The sequence below is a fragment of the Flavobacterium lotistagni genome, assembly GCF_011392125.1.
Taxonomy (GTDB): Bacteria; Bacteroidota; Bacteroidia; order Flavobacteriales; family Flavobacteriaceae; genus Flavobacterium; species Flavobacterium lotistagni.
On sequence record NZ_JAAJBU010000016.1, the window covers coordinates 36,400 to 52,465 of the forward strand.

At 41.4% G+C, this 16,066-nt stretch carries 17 protein-coding genes; 8 read left to right on the forward strand and 9 right to left on the reverse strand.

The window, feature by feature from the left end; genetic code table 11:
- Window positions 1-42: 42 nt before the first annotated feature.
- The 6 genes from clpX to G4D82_RS13845 form a co-directional block, all read right to left on the reverse strand.
- A complete protein-coding gene (clpX, locus tag G4D82_RS13820) occupies window positions 43-1,275 on the reverse strand; it encodes an ATP-dependent Clp protease ATP-binding subunit ClpX (protein WP_166337886.1) in 1,233 nt (410 codons plus the stop codon).
- A 35-nt stretch (window positions 1,276-1,310) separates the two neighbouring features.
- Window positions 1,311-1,982 carry an ATP-dependent Clp endopeptidase proteolytic subunit ClpP gene (clpP, locus tag G4D82_RS13825; protein WP_166337887.1) on the reverse strand — a complete coding sequence of 224 codons (672 nt, stop codon included), beginning with the start codon at window positions 1,980-1,982 and terminating at the stop codon, window positions 1,311-1,313.
- An 87-nt stretch (window positions 1,983-2,069) separates the two neighbouring features.
- A complete protein-coding gene (tig, locus tag G4D82_RS13830) occupies window positions 2,070-3,395 on the reverse strand; it encodes a trigger factor (RefSeq protein ID WP_166337888.1) in 1,326 nt (441 codons plus the stop codon).
- Between the two features lie 83 nt (window positions 3,396-3,478).
- Complete coding sequence (locus tag G4D82_RS13835; protein WP_166337889.1) at window positions 3,479-3,820, reverse strand: phage holin family protein; 342 nt, start codon at window positions 3,818-3,820, stop codon at window positions 3,479-3,481.
- Between the two features lie 31 nt (window positions 3,821-3,851).
- Complete coding sequence (locus G4D82_RS13840; RefSeq protein WP_394352294.1) at window positions 3,852-4,616, reverse strand: alpha/beta fold hydrolase; 765 nt, start codon at window positions 4,614-4,616, stop codon at window positions 3,852-3,854.
- Between the two features lie 293 nt (window positions 4,617-4,909).
- On the reverse strand, window positions 4,910-5,623 hold the full coding sequence (locus G4D82_RS13845) for a pyridoxine 5'-phosphate synthase (RefSeq protein ID WP_166337891.1): 714 nt from the start codon (window positions 5,621-5,623) through the stop codon (window positions 4,910-4,912).
- Between the two features lie 100 nt (window positions 5,624-5,723).
- Here G4D82_RS13845 and G4D82_RS13850 point away from each other — a divergent pair, with 100 nt between their 5' ends.
- The 8 genes from G4D82_RS13850 (at window position 5,724) to murI (ending at window position 13,976) form a co-directional block, all read left to right on the forward strand.
- Complete coding sequence (locus G4D82_RS13850; protein ID WP_166337892.1) at window positions 5,724-6,383, forward strand: CBS domain-containing protein; 660 nt, start codon at window positions 5,724-5,726, stop codon at window positions 6,381-6,383.
- Window positions 6,384-6,419: 36 nt separating this feature from the next.
- Entirely contained in the window at window positions 6,420-7,304 is an 885-nt protein-coding gene (locus G4D82_RS13855; protein WP_166337893.1) for an NAD kinase, read from the forward strand.
- A gap of 158 nt (window positions 7,305-7,462) precedes the next feature.
- A complete protein-coding gene (gene porG, locus G4D82_RS13860; protein WP_166337894.1) occupies window positions 7,463-8,140 on the forward strand; it encodes a type IX secretion system protein PorG in 678 nt (225 codons plus the stop codon).
- 4 nt (window positions 8,141-8,144) lie between these two features.
- Window positions 8,145-8,885: an isoprenyl transferase gene (locus G4D82_RS13865; RefSeq protein ID WP_166337895.1), complete on the forward strand. Its 741-nt coding sequence runs from the start codon at window positions 8,145-8,147 to the stop codon at window positions 8,883-8,885.
- Window positions 8,857-11,550 carry a BamA/OMP85 family outer membrane protein gene (locus tag G4D82_RS13870; RefSeq protein WP_166337896.1) on the forward strand — a complete coding sequence of 898 codons (2,694 nt, stop codon included), beginning with the start codon at window positions 8,857-8,859 and terminating at the stop codon, window positions 11,548-11,550. Before G4D82_RS13865 ends, G4D82_RS13870 begins: the two co-directional genes overlap by 29 nt.
- 46 nt (window positions 11,551-11,596) lie before the next feature.
- Complete coding sequence (locus tag G4D82_RS13875; protein WP_166337897.1) at window positions 11,597-12,604, forward strand: OmpH family outer membrane protein; 1,008 nt, start codon at window positions 11,597-11,599, stop codon at window positions 12,602-12,604.
- 23 nt (window positions 12,605-12,627) lie between these two features.
- Window positions 12,628-13,131: an OmpH family outer membrane protein gene (locus tag G4D82_RS13880; RefSeq protein ID WP_166337898.1), complete on the forward strand. Its 504-nt coding sequence runs from the start codon at window positions 12,628-12,630 to the stop codon at window positions 13,129-13,131.
- Window positions 13,132-13,199: 68 nt separating this feature from the next.
- On the forward strand, window positions 13,200-13,976 hold the full coding sequence (murI, locus tag G4D82_RS13885; RefSeq protein ID WP_166337899.1) for a glutamate racemase: 777 nt from the start codon (window positions 13,200-13,202) through the stop codon (window positions 13,974-13,976).
- Here the strand turns inward: murI and G4D82_RS13890 are convergent.
- From G4D82_RS13890 to G4D82_RS13900, 3 genes are all read right to left on the reverse strand, one after another.
- Window positions 13,973-14,488, reverse strand: coding sequence for a gamma carbonic anhydrase family protein (locus G4D82_RS13890; protein WP_166337900.1), 516 nt, complete (start codon window positions 14,486-14,488; stop codon window positions 13,973-13,975). The genes murI and G4D82_RS13890 overlap by 4 nt on opposite strands.
- Before the next feature lie 44 nt (window positions 14,489-14,532).
- Complete coding sequence (locus tag G4D82_RS13895; RefSeq protein WP_166337901.1) at window positions 14,533-15,531, reverse strand: PorP/SprF family type IX secretion system membrane protein; 999 nt, start codon at window positions 15,529-15,531, stop codon at window positions 14,533-14,535.
- A 209-nt stretch (window positions 15,532-15,740) separates the two neighbouring features.
- The coding region (locus G4D82_RS13900) for a T9SS type B sorting domain-containing protein (RefSeq protein ID WP_166337902.1) at window positions 15,741-16,066 on the reverse strand (326 nt) is incomplete at its 5' end.

Here is a 16,066-nt window from a genome sequence, read left to right on the forward strand (position 1 = left end):
CTCGAATAGAAACGGGATTTTCTTTCTATAGAATCTTAAAACTTAAGAAGCGATTTCGAGGCGTTTCAGTAAGTTTTTCGTGAGTGTATCATTTGCGTAATCTTTGTCAATGTGCAAAATTTTCTCGTCGGTGCTCGGCAAATCATACATAGCATCGGTTAGAATGGCCTCGCACAATGAGCGCAATCCTCTGGCGCCTAGCTTATATTCTAAAGCTTTGTCTACAATAAAATCGAGCGCGTCGTTTGAAATGGTGAAATCAACGTCGTCCATAGCAAACAATTTCTGATATTGCTTGATTAAGGCGTTTTTCGGCTCGGTCAGAATGGCTCTTAAAGTTTCTTTGTCGAGCGGATCCATGTGCGTCAGTACTGGTAAACGACCAATAATTTCCGGAATCAGACCAAAGTCCTTGATATCTTTCGGAATAATGTATTGCAAAAGATTGTCCTTATCGATGTTGTCCGAATTCTTGGAAGTACTGTAACCTACTGCCTGACGATTCAAGCGCTTGGAAATGATTCTTTCGATACCATCAAAAGCACCACCGGCTATAAACAGAATGTCTTTGGTATTGACTTCAACAAATTTCTGGTCCGGATGTTTTCTTCCTCCTTTTGGCGGAACATTGACCACCGTACCTTCGAGCAATTTTAATAAAGCTTGCTGAACGCCTTCACCAGAAACATCACGGGTAATCGATGGGTTGTCGCTCTTTCTGGCTATCTTATCGATCTCGTCGATGAATACGATTCCTCGTTCGGCTTTGGTCACGTCGTAATCGGCAGCTTGCAATAAACGAGTTAAGATACTCTCGACATCTTCACCAACATAACCCGCTTCGGTAAGCACGGTTGCATCTACAATCGCTAAAGGAACGTCGAGCATTTTGGCGATAGTTTTGGCCACCAAGGTTTTACCGGTTCCGGTTTGCCCAACCATAACGATGTTGCTTTTTTCGATTTCAACATCATCGTTCAATTGTTGTTGCATCAAACGTTTGTAGTGGTTATAAACCGCCACCGACATGACTTTTTTGGTCTGCTCTTGCCCGATGACATATTGGTCTAGAAACGTGCGGATTTCTTTCGGTTTTTTTAGAATCAAATCGGCTACCAACTTCGAAGACCCGTGGGTTTTGAGTTCTTCAAGTACGATTCCGTGCGCTTGCTCGATGCATTTATCGCAGATGTGCGCATTGATTCCGGCGATCAATAGATTGGTCTCGGGCTTCTTGCGGCCGCAAAACGAGCAATCTAATAATTCCTTTGCCATAGTATTTTTTTTAAGTTAAGTAGGGTAACTTCGGGTTATCGTCTTAAAACTTCGTCGATCATGCCGTATTCTTTGGCTTCATCGGCTTTCATCCAGTAATCGCGTTCACTGTCTTTGTGGACTTTATCGAACGTTTGGCCTGAATGGTGCGAAATGATATGATACAACTCGTCTTTGAGTTTGAGCATTTCACGAAGGTTGATTTCCATATCGGTGGCCACACCTTGTGCACCTCCAGAAGGCTGATGGATCATCACTCTGGAATGTGGCAACGCTGAACGTTTTCCGGCAGCACCGGCACACAATAACACAGCGCCCATCGAGGCAGCCATACCGGTACATATTGTAGCTACATCTGGCTTGATATATTGCATGGTATCATAAATCCCCAAGCCAGCGTATACGCTTCCGCCCGGCGAATTCAAATAAATCTGAATGTCTTTCGAGGCATCGGCACTTTCCAAAAACAATAATTGCGCCTGCACAATATTGGCAATTTGGTCGTCGATACCGGTTCCTAAAAAGATAATTCGGTCCATCATTAAACGCGAAAAAACGTCGAGTTGTGAGATGTTCAACTGACGTTCTTCGATGATATAAGGGGTCATATTGGTTGGCGTCATTGCACCGACAATTTTGTCGTAATACAAATTGTTGACACCGTGATGTTTTGTAGCAAATTTCTTAAATTCTTTACCGTAATTCATAGCAATGCTTTCTTTTTTGTAGCTTTTTTAAAAACAAATGAGCGTCAAAACTAAAGATTTGACGCCCAAATATAAGTATTTTTTGATTTATTCTCCGTAAGAGGCCGCAATAAATTCCTGATACGTAACTTCCTTGGTTTTTGAACTCACTTTGGTTTTGAACAAATCGAGCATTTTAGCGCTCATGACTTGATCTGAAAGTCTTTTGACTTCTTCTTGGTTTGAAAGTACACGCGCCACAATTCCTTCCACGTCTGAATCGGTTGGATTCATCTGCCCGAACTGCGCCATTTGCTTTTTGATTAAGTCTGATGTGTAGGCTTTCAAATCTTCGAAAGTAATCTGCATATTGTTTTGCGACATGATTTTACCTTCGATAAGTTGGTAACGCAAACCGTTTTCCGATCTGGCGAATTCTTCCTCAGCTTGCTCCGGAGTTAATGGGTTTTCGCCAACGGTTTGGATCCATTTTTTAAGGAAAGTCGATGGCAACTCAAACTTGGTATTGCTCAGCAAAGATTCGGTCACATCGTTCAAGAACTTCTGGTCGGCTTGAGTGGCGAACTGCTTTTCCGCGTCTTCTTTGATTTTGGCCTTGATCTCTTCTACCGAAGAAACGTTTCCTGCACCGAACAACTTATCAAATAATTCTTGATTGAGTTCCGCTGGTTCGGTCGAGGTGATTTCCTCTATTTTGAAATCCACGTCAATGGCTAAACCGTGCACTTCATCGTGACCTAACTTCAGGTAATCCATAAGTTTGTGGTCATCGTCGAAAAGCCCTTTGGTATTAACAGTCACTATATTGCCTACCTTTTTGCCTAAGAAAGCGTCGGCCGCTTTTTTACTTTTAAAGATATCCAAGCTGATGCGCGCCGGACTATCAATGTTCTTCTCAGCATTCAAGAACGTTCCAGAAATATCATCGCCTTTCTCCACAGTATCTTTCTGGCTCATTTTACCGTATTGCTTTCTGATGCGAAGCACTTGGTCTTCGAGCATTTTATCATCGGCTACGATTTTATATTGCGTCAAGTTTTTCACTGAGGCCAAATCGATATCAAAAGAAGGCGCTAAGCCCAACTCGAATTCGAACTTGAAATCTTCGGCGTCCCAGTTGAAATCTTCGCTGGCTTTTGGCAACGGATTGCCTAAAATATCGAGCTTTTCGTTTTGTAAATATTGGTTCAGGTTTTCCTGCAATACTTTGTTGACTTCTTCGAGCAACACCGCTTTTCCGTACTGTTTTTTGATCATACTGAACGGCACAGCACCTTTACGAAATCCTGGAATGGTAGCGGTTTTAGAATAGTTTTTCAAAACTTTTTCTACTTGCGGCGCGTAATCGTCTTTAGCTATTTCAACGGTAACCACTGCATTTAAAGCATCTACGTTATTTCTTGTAATATTCATCTTGTTTCGTACTAAAATTGGGTGGCAAAATTAGACTTTTTTCACCACCCAAACAAAGTTTTTATCAGATTGTATTTCAGGGCTTATTTGTCTTTAGATAATCCGTAAATAATCGACTGTGAAATCGATAAGATGATGCTGAAAAACACTGCGGTCCAGAAACTTTCAACGTGAAAACCGCCAACTATTTTAGTGCACAACAGAATCATGAGCGCATTAATCACCAACAAAAACAATCCGAAAGTAATTAGAGTTACCGGCAAAGTCAGTAAAATCAAAATCGGCTTGATAAAAGCGTTGAGCAACGCCAAAACCACAGCGACGATGACCGAGGTCATGAAACTCGCCACGGCAACGCCTGGCATAAAATGCGCGATGACAATAACGAGAATGGCGGTAATGAGAATTCTAATCAGTAGATTCATATTGATTATTTTTTTTGAATAAAAATACAGATTATTTCAAAAACGCACCCGTCAGCTCAAAAAACATTTTCGGATTCTCCGCATGAAGCCAATGCCCGACATTCGGAATGGTTTCTAAAGCCGCATTGGGAAAATGCCGCTGGATTTCAGGCCAATCCTCATCTTTGATATAACTGGAATTCCCGCCGCGCAGGAACATCGTGGGTTTTTCAAAGCGCTTGTTTTCAGGCAAAGCGGTGCCAATATTTTCGATTTCTTTATTGAAAACGGCCAAGTTGAAACGAAAAGCCAGTTGCTCGGGCGTTTGCCAATACAGGCTTTTCATCAGGAATTGGCGCGTGCCCATATCGGGAATATACTCGGCGACGATTTGGTCTACCTCATTGCGCGAAGGTTTTTTCGAAAAATCCACCGCGTTCAAACCGGCTAAAATGTCTTGATGATGCGGCGCGTAATAACGGGTTCCGATGTCGCCGACAATAAGTTTACGGATCAACTCCGGGTGCTGTACCGCCAGCAACATCGCCACTTTCCCGCCCATCGAATGCCCGATGATATCGATATTCGAGAGTTGGTGTTCGGCGCAATAATCGACAATATCTTGAACCATCGCGTCGTAATTAAAAATGTCTGAATGGAAACTACGCCCATGGTTGCGCAGATCAAGCATATGCACCTGAAAACCAAGAGCGGCGTATTGAGTACCGAGCGTTTTCCAGTTGTCTGACATGCCCAGAAAGCCGTGCAGGATTAGCAGTGGTTGGCCGGTGCCTTCTATTTTGGAGTATAAAGTCATGTTTTGCATTGTGATTTTTTTTCAGAAGCCAGGAACCTGCTCTACGCTGTAGTCCTCGCTTTGCTGCGGGCTGCCGCTGCGATCAGGGCTAGGGTTTTCGGAAAAGTTGAAATTTTGTTCTCATTTTTAAATGCGCCAAAGGCTACTATTTCAGCAAAAAACCGCTGGCGATTACGAATTTTCCGCGTGAGGGATTGGAGCATTTGTCTGAGCTCTTTTTGCGGCGGCGTCCGACGTAAAAAAGCGAGTGCGGAAAGCCCGACCCTTGTGGTCACGCCCAAACTATTTTTATGTTACTTCAATTTATTTAGATACAGGTTCACGGTATTGTCAAGGCCGAGATAAAGCGCTTCGGAAATCAGTGCGTGACCGATGGAAACCTCGAGCAAGCCCGGAATATTTTGCTTAAAAAACGCTATGTTGTCAAGGCTCAAATCGTGGCCGGCGTTGATGCCCAAGCCCAATTCGTTGGCAAGTTCTGCGGCTTTCACATAGGGTTCAATCCCGGCTTTGTTGCCCAAACCATATTGGTGCGCAAAAGCTTCAGTGTAAAGTTCGATGCGGTCGGTGCCGGTGGCTTTCGCGCCTTCGATCATTTCCGGAACCGGATCAACGAAAATCGACGTGCGGATGTGGTGCTTCTTGAATTCGGCGATGACTTCTTTAAGGTACGATTGGTTTTTAACGGTGTCCCAACCGGCGCTGGAAGTAATGGCTCCAATAGCATCGGGAACCAGCGTGACTTGGGTAGGCTGGCATTCTAGAACCAAATCGATGAAGTTGTGCTGCGGGTTGCCTTCGATGTTGAATTCGGTGTAGACAATGGGTTTCAAATCGCGCGCGTCTTGGTAACGAATATGGCGCTCGTCGGGCCGCGGATGGATGGTAATACCGTGGGCTCCGAACTTTTGGATATCGGTGGCTACTTGTAGTAAATTCGGGACATTTCCGCCACGGGAATTGCGCAAAGTAGCTATTTTATTGATGTTGACACTTAGTTTAGTCATGCTTGAAAATCAGGTTTTAGGACAAATCAGCACAAAAATACAAAGTTAAAGTAGGTGGTATGCCATAAATTTGATTATTTTGCTGAACCATTATTGCCCTATGAAAGATATCAAAGACTACATCAACAACGACTTCAAGCCTATCGAAAGCCAAGACCTGATTGCCGAGGTGCAGGATTATTTTCTGGAGATGACCTATTCGCATTTTCCGGTTTTGGAAGAAGGCATTTATATCGGTTCGATTGCGGTAGACGACGTAGACACTTTCGATGCCGACAAAAAAGTGGGCGATTACCGCTACACCTTGGAGCCTTTTTTTGTCAGGACCACTACAATCTGGCTCGATGTGTTGGAGGTTTTTGCCAAGTACCATTCGAATCTGGTTCCGGTACTGGATGAAAACAACCTTTATGTTGGTTATTATGAACTGGAAGACATCATCAAGTTTTTCCATGAAACACCCTTTTTGAAAGAACCCGGCGGCGTCATCGTGGTCGAAAAACCGATGGTAGATTATTCGATGAGCCAAATTTCTCAGATTGTTGAGAGCAACAACGGGCGAATTTTAGGCATGTTTGTCTCAGAAGCTTCAGCCGACACAATTCAAGTAACGGTTAAAATCAGTTTGGGTGCCATGAACGAAATCATCCAAACTTTCCGCAGGTACAATTACGAAATCATTTCCGAGCACCAAGAAGACAATTACATCGCCAATTTGAAAGAGCGATCCGATTATTTAGACAAATACCTTAATATATAAGCGGTTCGTTCATCCAACCACTGCAACCACTACCTCATGAAAGTCGCGATTTACGGACAATATTACCAAAATTCCACCGAGCCGATTATTAAGGATATCTTCGTGTTTTTTAATAAAAACGGCGTCGAGATGGTCATTGAGGCCGACTTTCTGAATTTGCTCTACGAAAAGAAAATCGTGGCCAAACCCTACAATACATTTTCTTCGCATACGGAATTGGATAGTAGTTTCGATATGCTGCTGAGTATCGGCGGTGATGGAACCATTTTGCGAGCAGCCACGTTGGTGCGCGATTCGGGCATTCCGATTTTGGGTGTGAATGCCGGACGATTGGGTTTTCTGGCTTCGGTACAAAAGGAGAATATCGAGAACTTCTTGCAATTCGTGATTGAGAAAAAATACACAATTTCTCCCAGAAGTTTGCTTTCGCTGGATTGCATACCAGAGAATCCCGATATCAAAAACCTGAACTTTGCCATGAACGAAGTTTCGGTGAGCCGCAAAGACACTACGTCGATGATTACTATTGAAACGATGCTCGATGGCGAATACTTGAATTCGTATTGGGCCGATGGGCTGATAGTGGCCACTCCGACGGGTTCAACAGGCTACTCGTTGAGTTGTGGTGGTCCGATTTTAATGCCCGAGGTGAGCAGTTTTGTGATTACACCTATTGCACCGCACAATTTAAACGCCAGGCCGCTGGTGATTCCAGACAATACTGAGATTCGATTGCGAGTGAGCGGTCGAGAGGAATTGTATTTGATTTCGCTGGATTCAAGAATTACTTCGGTCAAAAATGAATCTATCTTGATTATCAAAAAAACGCCGTTCAAAATCAACATGGTTGAAATTCCTGAGGAAACTTTCCTTAAAACCTTGCGCAAAAAACTACTTTGGGGCGAAGACAAAAGAAACTAGTTCGCGCATACTAATTGTTTATCAAATCGCGTTTGCTCTACTGTTTTACAGCAGATTTGGCAGATTTAAATAGGCTTCACCGCTAATTTAACAAAATGCCAATAGGGATGTAGAACGAGTACTCATTATTATTATATTTGCACGCTATTTTTAAGTCAATGAATCGATTCGGGATTATATTTCTTTTGCTGCTCATCACAAGCGCATTGCAAGCGCAAATCCATGAAATTGGGGTGTTTTTAGGTGGCAGTAATATGATTGGTGATGTCGGAGCAACCACTTACATCGCGCCCAACAAACCGGCTTTCGGATTGCTTTACAAATGGAACAGAAGCCCAAGACACACTTGGCGCTTTTCCTACACGCAATCAACCATAGCCGCGTACGATGAAGATTCAGAAATTGAGTCTAGACAAGAGCGCGATTATCATTTTAAGAACAGCGTTAAGGAGTTGACCGCCGGACTAGAATTTGATTTTTTCACTTTTGATTTGCACGATTCAGAACCGCAGTTTACGCCTTACGTTTTTACCGGACTTAGTTATGTATTTTACGACGGATTGTATTTTCAAAATGGTGGGCCAAACAAAGACAAAACCTATAGAACTTTCGCCATTCCTATGACCGTAGGCTTGAAAGGACGGATTTTCAACAGTTTTGTCATCGGGTTTGAAGTAGCGGCGAGAAATGCTTTCAAAGACGACCTTGACGGAAGCAACAATGATAATTTTAAAAGCCAAAAATTCGGCAACTTGACCAGCAAAGATTGGTATATGTTTACGGGTTTTACGCTAACATACACCTTCGGGGAAAAGCCTTGTTTTTGTGCGGATTAACAACATGAGTTTATTAGATAAAATAAATACCGACAACCTTCCTAAACACCTGGCTATCATCATGGATGGTAATGGTCGTTGGGCCAAGCAAAAAGGAATGCTGCGGGCTTTTGGTCACGAGAATGGTACCAAATCAGTACGAATGACCGTTGAGACCTGTGCCAAACTAGGTATTGCCAATTTAACCTTGTATGCTTTCTCTACCGAAAATTGGAACCGACCCAAATTGGAAGTCGACACCTTGATGAAATTGCTCATCAATTCCCTAAAAAAGGAACTCAAAACACTTTCTGAAAACAACATCAAGCTGAACGCCATCGGTAATTTAGACCTATTGCCAAAATCGGCTAAAAAAGAACTTTTTGAAGTGATTAAAAACACCGAAAACAATACCCGAATGACGCTGACTTTGGCCTTGAGTTATGGCTCGCGAGAAGAGATTGTATCGGCTGTGAAAGAAATTTCTGAGAAAGTTAAAAATAATATAATTTCAATTGGCAGTATTGACGAATCGATTATTAATCAGCATCTTTACACGCGAAATTTGCCAGAGGTAGATTTGCTGATTCGCACCAGCGGTGAGCACCGAATCAGCAATTTTTTATTGTGGCAGATTGCTTATGCCGAGCTGTATTTTACGCCCGTTTTGTGGCCCGATTTCAAAGAGGAAGATTTATACGAAGCCATCATCAGCTACCAAAAAAGAGAACGAAGGTTTGGAAAAACAAGTGAACAAATTAAATAATTTTTTAGTGTACAAAAGAATACAGCTCCTGATTGCCCTTCTGTCTTTTGGGTATATTGCCCCGATAATCGCACAAGAACAAGACCGAGTTCCGTTTGATCAAGGCACTAAATACATACTCGCCGATGTCAACGTTATCGGAAAAATCAGTTACAACGACCAAACCGTAGTTACTTTCGCTGGGCTGGAAAAAGGCCAAGACATCACTGTTCCGGGTGAAGAAATCAGCAACGCCATCAAAAAACTCGGGAAACTGGGGTTATTTAGCGAGATTGATTTTTACGTAAATAAAATTCAAGGCGATAGCATTTACCTCGATTTAAACATTACCGAACTTCCAAAACTCAGCGAAGTCAAATTTGCCGGCATCAAGAAAAAGAAAAGCGAAGAATTCATCAAGGAAAATGGGCTCACCAAAGGTAAAATCGTCAACGAAAATCTAATTACTACTACCAAAAACTACATCGAAAATAAATACCGAAAAGATGGTTTCTACAATTCGAAAGTGACCATCAGAACCCAGCCTGACACCACCAGCGGCAACGAAGTGAGGATGTATGTGAACGTTTTCAAAGGCAGCAAGATTAAGGTGCGCAACATCGACTTCAGCGGAAATGAAAAATTCTCAGACCGCAAGCTGCACAAAGCGATGAAGAACACCAAGGAAATTAATCCGATCCGTATTTTTAAAGCTTCCAAGTACATCAAAGACAAGTACAAAGAAGATCTCACCAAAATCATTGACAAGTACAAAGAAAACGGTTATCGCGATGCGCGAATAATATCTGACACCGTAGCTTTCAACGAAGACAAGAAAAAAATCGACATCAAAATCAACCTGGAAGAAGGTCGGAAATACTACTTCGGAAACATCAAATTCCTCGGAAATACCGTATATCCGGATAATGGCTTGAGAAATATTCTCGGTATTAAAAAAGGCGATGTTTACAATGGGGTTTTACTCGAGAAAAGAATCGCCGACAAAACCAAACCTGACGGTGAGGACATTACCAACTTGTACCAAAACAGTGGTTACTTGTTCTCGAATATTAACGCGGTAGAGGTAAAGACATACAACGACACCATTGATTTCGAAATCCGGATTGTAGAAGGTCCGCTGGCTTATTTCAACAAGATTACGGTGATTGGTAACGACAAAACCAATGACAACGTGATTTATCGTGAACTTCGAACCAAACCAGGTCAAAAATACAGCAAAGAGGAATTGGTGCGAACCATTCGGGAAATCGGACAATTGGGTTACTTCGACCCGGAAGCTATCGAACCTATTTTTAAGAACGTAGATGCTGGAGCCGGAACGGTCGACATCGAATACAAACTTGTAGAAAAAGGTTCAAGCCAAATTGAATTACAAGGTGGATACGGCGGTGGCGGTTTCATCGGAACACTAGGTTTGTCGTTCAACAATTTCTCGGCGCGCAACATATTCAAAAAAGAAGCCTACAGGCCTTTACCAATGGGCGACGGACAAAAAGTGTCATTGCGCTTACAGGGAAGTTCTTATTTCCAGACTTATAGCCTTTCATTTGTCGAACCTTGGTTTGGCGGAAAAAAACCGATTCAATTCAGCAGTTCGCTCGCCTACAGTAAACAGTTTGCCAACACTAGTTCTGGTGTTGTGAGAAGCCGCTATTTTAATATCATTTCGGCCAGTGTCGGAATCGCCAAACGGTTGACCGTGCCGGATGACTTTTTTGTACTTTCTCAAGCGGCAAGTTTCCAGTACTATGACCTGAATAACTACAACATCGGTTTGTTTACTTTTGGTGATGGCTCTTCGCGAAACTTGGCTTACACTATTGGTTTGAGTAGAAATAACAAAGGAGTCAACCCGATTTTCCCGATGTATGGTTCGGAATTCAGCATCTCCGGAAAATTCACTTTTCCTTATTCGCTATTTAATGGTGTAGATTACGGCAATTTGTCCAATCTTCCAGAATATAAATTGCGCTACACCGCCAATTCAGGAATTTCTACACAACCTACGGCCAATGGGCAATATCCACAAGAAGGAGATTACATCGCTCAGACATTTCCTGGTTCAAGCGTTTACCAAGTAGTGAACGATTATCGCGATGCTGCTGTAGATCAAGGAAAGGTGGATCAAAAAAGATTCAACTGGCTGGAATACTACAAAATTAAATTTAAAGCAGATTGGTTCACAAAGATTTATGGAAAACTCGTCTTTAGAACTTTAAGTGAATTTGGATATTTAGGAGCTTACAACAATAAGCGTGGTATTGTTCCGTTTGAGCGTTTCTTCGTAGGCGGAGATGGCTTGGCAAATTTTGCTCAAGATGGGCGTGAGGTAATCCAGCTACGTGGTTATCCTAATAACTCATTATCTACCGATGAAGGCGGACCGATATACAATAAATTCTCGATGGAGTTGCGTTATCCGATTACGTTGAAAGCAGCAGCATCAATTTATGTGCTCGGTTTTATTGAAGGTGGAAATGCCTATGAATCGTTCAACAAATACAATCCGTTCCAACTCAAACGTTCAGCGGGTGCCGGTTTAAGAATCTTCATGCCTGCCTTCGGATTGCTCGGAATCGATTTCGGTTACGGTTTCGATCCGCTGACCGGAGCGACCAAGGCAAATGGTTTGGAAACTCACTTTATAATTGGTCAGCAATTCTAAATTTAACTATATTTGGCATGGTATTTATAACGAAATTTTGAAGAGTATGAAAAAACATATCTTATCCTTGTTGATGATAATCGCCGCATCGGTGGCTATTCAAGCGCAGTCAAGAGGCGTTAAAATTGGTTATATCGATATGGAGTATATTCTTCAAAACGTTCCTGATTATAATGAAGCCAAAAACCAGTTGGAGCAAAAAGCCCAAAAATGGAAGCAAGAAATCGAGACCAAAAAGAACGAAGTTTCGAGGTTAAAAGATTTATTAGCTACTGAACGTGTATTACTCACCAAAGAGTTGATTGAAGAAAGAGAAGAGGAAATCGCATTTCAGGAAAAAGAACTTTTAGACTATCAAGAAAAAAGGTTCGGCCCTAAAGGCGATTTGACCATCCAGAAAGCAGTCTTGGCACAACCGGTTCAAGATCAAGTTTTCAATGCAGCGCAAGACATTGCTGAAGCCAAAAAATATGATTTCATCTTTGATAAAACTTCAGACCTAACCATTCTATTTGCAGCCAAACGTTACGACATCAGCGACCAAGTGATTCGAGTGATTACTAGATCTAACAAACGAAATCAGATGTCTAAAAAACAACTCAAAGAAGAAGAAAAGAAAGAAGCGCTAGAGAATATGGAAGACGAAAGTCCGGCACTAGCCGAGAGAAATAAAAAATTGGCAGAAAGAAAAGCCGCAAGGGAAAAATTAATCGCCGATAAAAAGTTAGCCGCTGAAGAAAGGAAACAACAAGCTTTGGCAGCTAAAGAAGCCAAGAAGAACGGAACAGCAGTTCCAAAGACTGAAAGTAAGAGTACTGCGAAAGATTCCACTTCAACAAACAAAGGAACTGATTCCCTTAAACCAGCCGAAACCCCAATTAAAACTGTTGACAGTACGGCCATCAATAAAAAAATAAAAGCTGCTGAAGATCGGGCTAAAACACTAGAGGAGCGCAAAAAAGCCATTGAAGAAAAAAAGAAACAAGCACTAGAGAAAAGAGAAGCCGCGAAAAAGGCTCGAGAAGAAAAACTTAAAGAAGGAAAGCAAGATTAAAACCAACAATTAATATTTTAAAAATGAAGAAACAATTCAAAACTTTAGTAATAGCAGCACTTGTTTTTGTTGCAGGAAGCCAGAAAATTCAAGCCCAAGCCAAAGTGGCACACGTAGATGTAAGCGAATTAATGGGTAAAATGCCTGCCATGTTGGAAGCGCAAAAGCAGTTGGAAAAACTAAGCGGCACCTACGATACAGAATACAAAACTATGGTGGATGAGTACCAATCCAAACTAAAAAAATACGAACAAGAAGCCACCACTGTTACTGATGCTGTAAATGAAACTCGCTCTAAAGAAGTGCAAGACATGCAAAAAAGAATTGTAGATTACAGAGACAATGCTCAAAAAGAACTACAACAAAAAGAAGCTGATATTGTAAAACCCATCATGGAAAAAGTAAAAGCTTCGATTCAAAAAGTGGGTAAAGCCAAAGGATTCCAATATGTGTTGAATTCAGAAGGTTTACTACTGACAGACGGCCCCAACATTACAGCCGATGTTAAAAAAGACTTAGGTTTCTAATAAAATAATAAACAATAAACATACTCCATTTGGAAATTCCGGATGGAGTTTTTTTTTACCTTTGGTTGATGAGCAATAAAGATCCTATCGGCTTATTTGATTCAGGAATTGGTGGCACATCGATTTGGTCGGCCATTCATCATTTGATGCCTTCTGAAGACACTATCTATTTGGCCGATAGCAAAAATGCTCCGTATGGCATAAAATCAAAAGATGAAATAATTGGCCTAAGCATCAAGAATACCGAGTTCCTTTTAGAGCGAAACGCGAAAATTGTTGTCGTAGCTTGCAATACCGCCACTACCAACGCTATTAAAGAACTGCGAGCCAAATACGACGTGCCCTTCATCGGTATTGAACCAGCTATCAAACCTGCCGCTCTTCACTCCAAAACTCAAAAAATCGGCATATTAGCAACCAAAGGAACACTCAGTAGTGAACTATTTAATAAAGCAGTAGAAATTTATCACGACACGGAAATCATTGAACAAATAGGCCATGGCTTGGTTGAACTTATTGAAGCTGGTCATTTGGATTCTGTAGAAATGGATCAACTGCTACGATCTTACGTTGAACCGATGGTTGAGGCTAATATTGACTATTTGGTCTTAGGTTGTAGCCATTACCCCTACTTGATTCCGCAACTAAAAAAAATACTTCCCGAAAACATTCAAATCATCGATTCTGGCGAAGCAGTAGCTAGACAAACTTACAATGTATTGAAAGCCAATTCTGCCCTAAACCAACAAGAAAAAGGCAAAGCTGTTTTTTATACGAACGGTAATCCGAAAGTGTTGGATGGTATTTTGAAACACCAATACGCCGTGGAATACAAAGAATTCTAATCTTCTTTGAACCAACTTGAGTACATTACGTAATTATTGGAGATGCGCTCTATTTCTCCTGCGAAATCAGATGCGTCAATGTCTTTCACCCATTTGGCCGGAACTCCTGCGTAAATGGTCCCTGAAGGCACTCTGGTATTTTGAGTAACTACTGAACCAGCAGCAATTATAGCATTGCTTTCAATCACACAATTGTCCATAACGATAGCACCCATACCGATAAGTACATTGTCGTGAACCTCGCATCCGTGAACAATAGCATTATGGCCAATAGAAACGTTGTTGCCAATTTTGGTAGGATGCTTTTGGTATGTACAATGAATCACGGCTCCGTCTTGAATATTGACTTTATTACCGATGGTGATACTGTTGACATCGCCACGAACTACCGCGCCGAACCAAACGCTGCAGGAAGTACCAAAAACAACCTCACCAACAACTACTGCATTATCTGCTATAAAGCAATCCTCAGGAATAATTGGTGCTTTTCCGTTGACAGTTTTTATAATCATACTCTATTCAAAAAAAAAATCCCGATGGTTCGGGACTTATAATTTTATGGATTAATCGCAGGACAATTACAGTGGTATTTCTCCGGTTTACAGAAGATGTTCATTCCTAGAGTTATTTGGTGGTAACCGCCATTGTCGAATTTCACGGCGCCTGTCACTACGGAATACGTATAAGAGAACATATAATTTTTATAATTCAAACCAACAATTGGAGTGATGTATTGCAACTTCTGAACTTCGGTGCTGCCGCCTTTTCTGTACTCGGCACCATCTAGGCTTCTTCTGTAAGACAATCCGCCCCAAAGCTTACCAAAATCTAGTTGTTTGTATGCTTTTAAATTTACATCTATGGACTTTTCTTTGGTTTGATTGACCAATTGGAACATCACTGAAGGTTCCCAAAGCAAGCCTTCTTGATTTCCGAAAACATAACCAGAATTGATAATCACTTTTCTAATATTATCGTCTTCGTACTCGGTGTAGATTTTTCTTCTGGTTTCGATAGCATTCTTAACGGTTACGTGTGTATAGAACTCTAAATAATTGTACGACATTCCCAAGTCAACATTGAAATAATTGTACTTCTGAACTATCGTTCCGTTGACTGTAGGATCAAACTCTCTAAACTCGGTTTCATCTAATGCGCTCTGTACCATGCCCACGCTCAAACCAAAAGAGACTTGATTCAAGTCTACGGCATCTCTGGAAAACATAATATGGTGCGCATAAGTAGCTTTAATACCTTGTTGGGTGTGGTACCCGTTTTTATCGTTGTATACAATTACTCCGGCTCCGGATTGTTCGCTATCTCCGATTTTACCATTGAAACTCAAGGTTTGCATTGAAGGAGCATCTTTTTGTCCGAACCATTGTTGACGGCCTGTGAGTCTTAGTTTTGAACAACTCGACGCTCCGGCCATCGAAGGGTGAAGTAGGTAATAATTATCCGATAAGTAATCTGAATAAACAGCAATTCCTTCTTGTGAAAAAGAGAATTGAGAAACAAACAACACAATCAATAATAATAACTTTTTTATATTCATTTTATTTATCGTTTTAATGAAATCGGGGCGATGAAACTGCTGCATTGTATCCGTTTTTGATTTAATGTATATTATTTCAAAAGCTTATTGTTGCTGTTCTCAGTGATTTCTTTTCCTTTATTTACGAATTGGTCAAAGATATAAATTTTTCTTTAGCTTGTAGACGCCATTTAAAAATATTCGGGCATACTTATCCACCGATTTATTAGCTATCTTTTTAAAGCAAAATGGGATCTAAATTCCTTATCCTGTCCATTCTCTTTATAAAAAATCTTAAACCAATAATCGGTTGAAGGCACATCGGCTCCATTGATTTTTCCATCCCAACCTTCGCCTGTAACCGACTGTTCTCTGAGGAGTTTTCCGTATCTGTCGAAGATATAAATGTAAGCATCGGGCTGGTCTGCTGCGATTTCGGTGATGTTCCAAGTATCGTTATATCCATCGCCATTCGGAGTGAAGAACCTCGGGAAGTTCACCACTCTAAAGGTAGTGCTTGCCGTACCACATCCAAAGCGGTCTTTCACCGTTACAG

Coding starts and splice junctions, on each gene's coding strand:
- G4D82_RS13865 (WP_166337895.1), top strand. CDS start 8,145: ATGAGTTTATTAGATAAAATAAATACCGACAACCTTCCTAAACACCTG.
- porG (WP_166337894.1), top strand. CDS start 7,463: ATGAATCGATTCGGGATTATATTTCTTTTGCTGCTCATCACAAGCGCA.
- murI (WP_166337899.1), top strand. CDS start 13,200: ATGAGCAATAAAGATCCTATCGGCTTATTTGATTCAGGAATTGGTGGC.
- G4D82_RS13840 (WP_394352294.1), bottom strand. CDS start 4,616: ATGACTTTATACTCCAAAATAGAAGGCACCGGCCAACCACTGCTAATC.
- G4D82_RS13835 (WP_166337889.1), bottom strand. CDS start 3,820: ATGAATCTACTGATTAGAATTCTCATTACCGCCATTCTCGTTATTGTC.
- G4D82_RS13880 (WP_166337898.1), top strand. CDS start 12,628: ATGAAGAAACAATTCAAAACTTTAGTAATAGCAGCACTTGTTTTTGTT.
- clpP (WP_166337887.1), bottom strand. CDS start 1,982: ATGAATTACGGTAAAGAATTTAAGAAATTTGCTACAAAACATCACGGT.
- G4D82_RS13855 (WP_166337893.1), top strand. CDS start 6,420: ATGAAAGTCGCGATTTACGGACAATATTACCAAAATTCCACCGAGCCG.
- G4D82_RS13875 (WP_166337897.1), top strand. CDS start 11,597: ATGAAAAAACATATCTTATCCTTGTTGATGATAATCGCCGCATCGGTG.
- G4D82_RS13845 (WP_166337891.1), bottom strand. CDS start 5,623: ATGACTAAACTAAGTGTCAACATCAATAAAATAGCTACTTTGCGCAAT.
- G4D82_RS13895 (WP_166337901.1), bottom strand. CDS start 15,531: ATGAATATAAAAAAGTTATTATTATTGATTGTGTTGTTTGTTTCTCAA.
- G4D82_RS13850 (WP_166337892.1), top strand. CDS start 5,724: ATGAAAGATATCAAAGACTACATCAACAACGACTTCAAGCCTATCGAA.
- clpX (WP_166337886.1), bottom strand. CDS start 1,275: ATGGCAAAGGAATTATTAGATTGCTCGTTTTGCGGCCGCAAGAAGCCC.
- G4D82_RS13890 (WP_166337900.1), bottom strand. CDS start 14,488: ATGATTATAAAAACTGTCAACGGAAAAGCACCAATTATTCCTGAGGAT.
- tig (WP_166337888.1), bottom strand. CDS start 3,395: ATGAATATTACAAGAAATAACGTAGATGCTTTAAATGCAGTGGTTACC.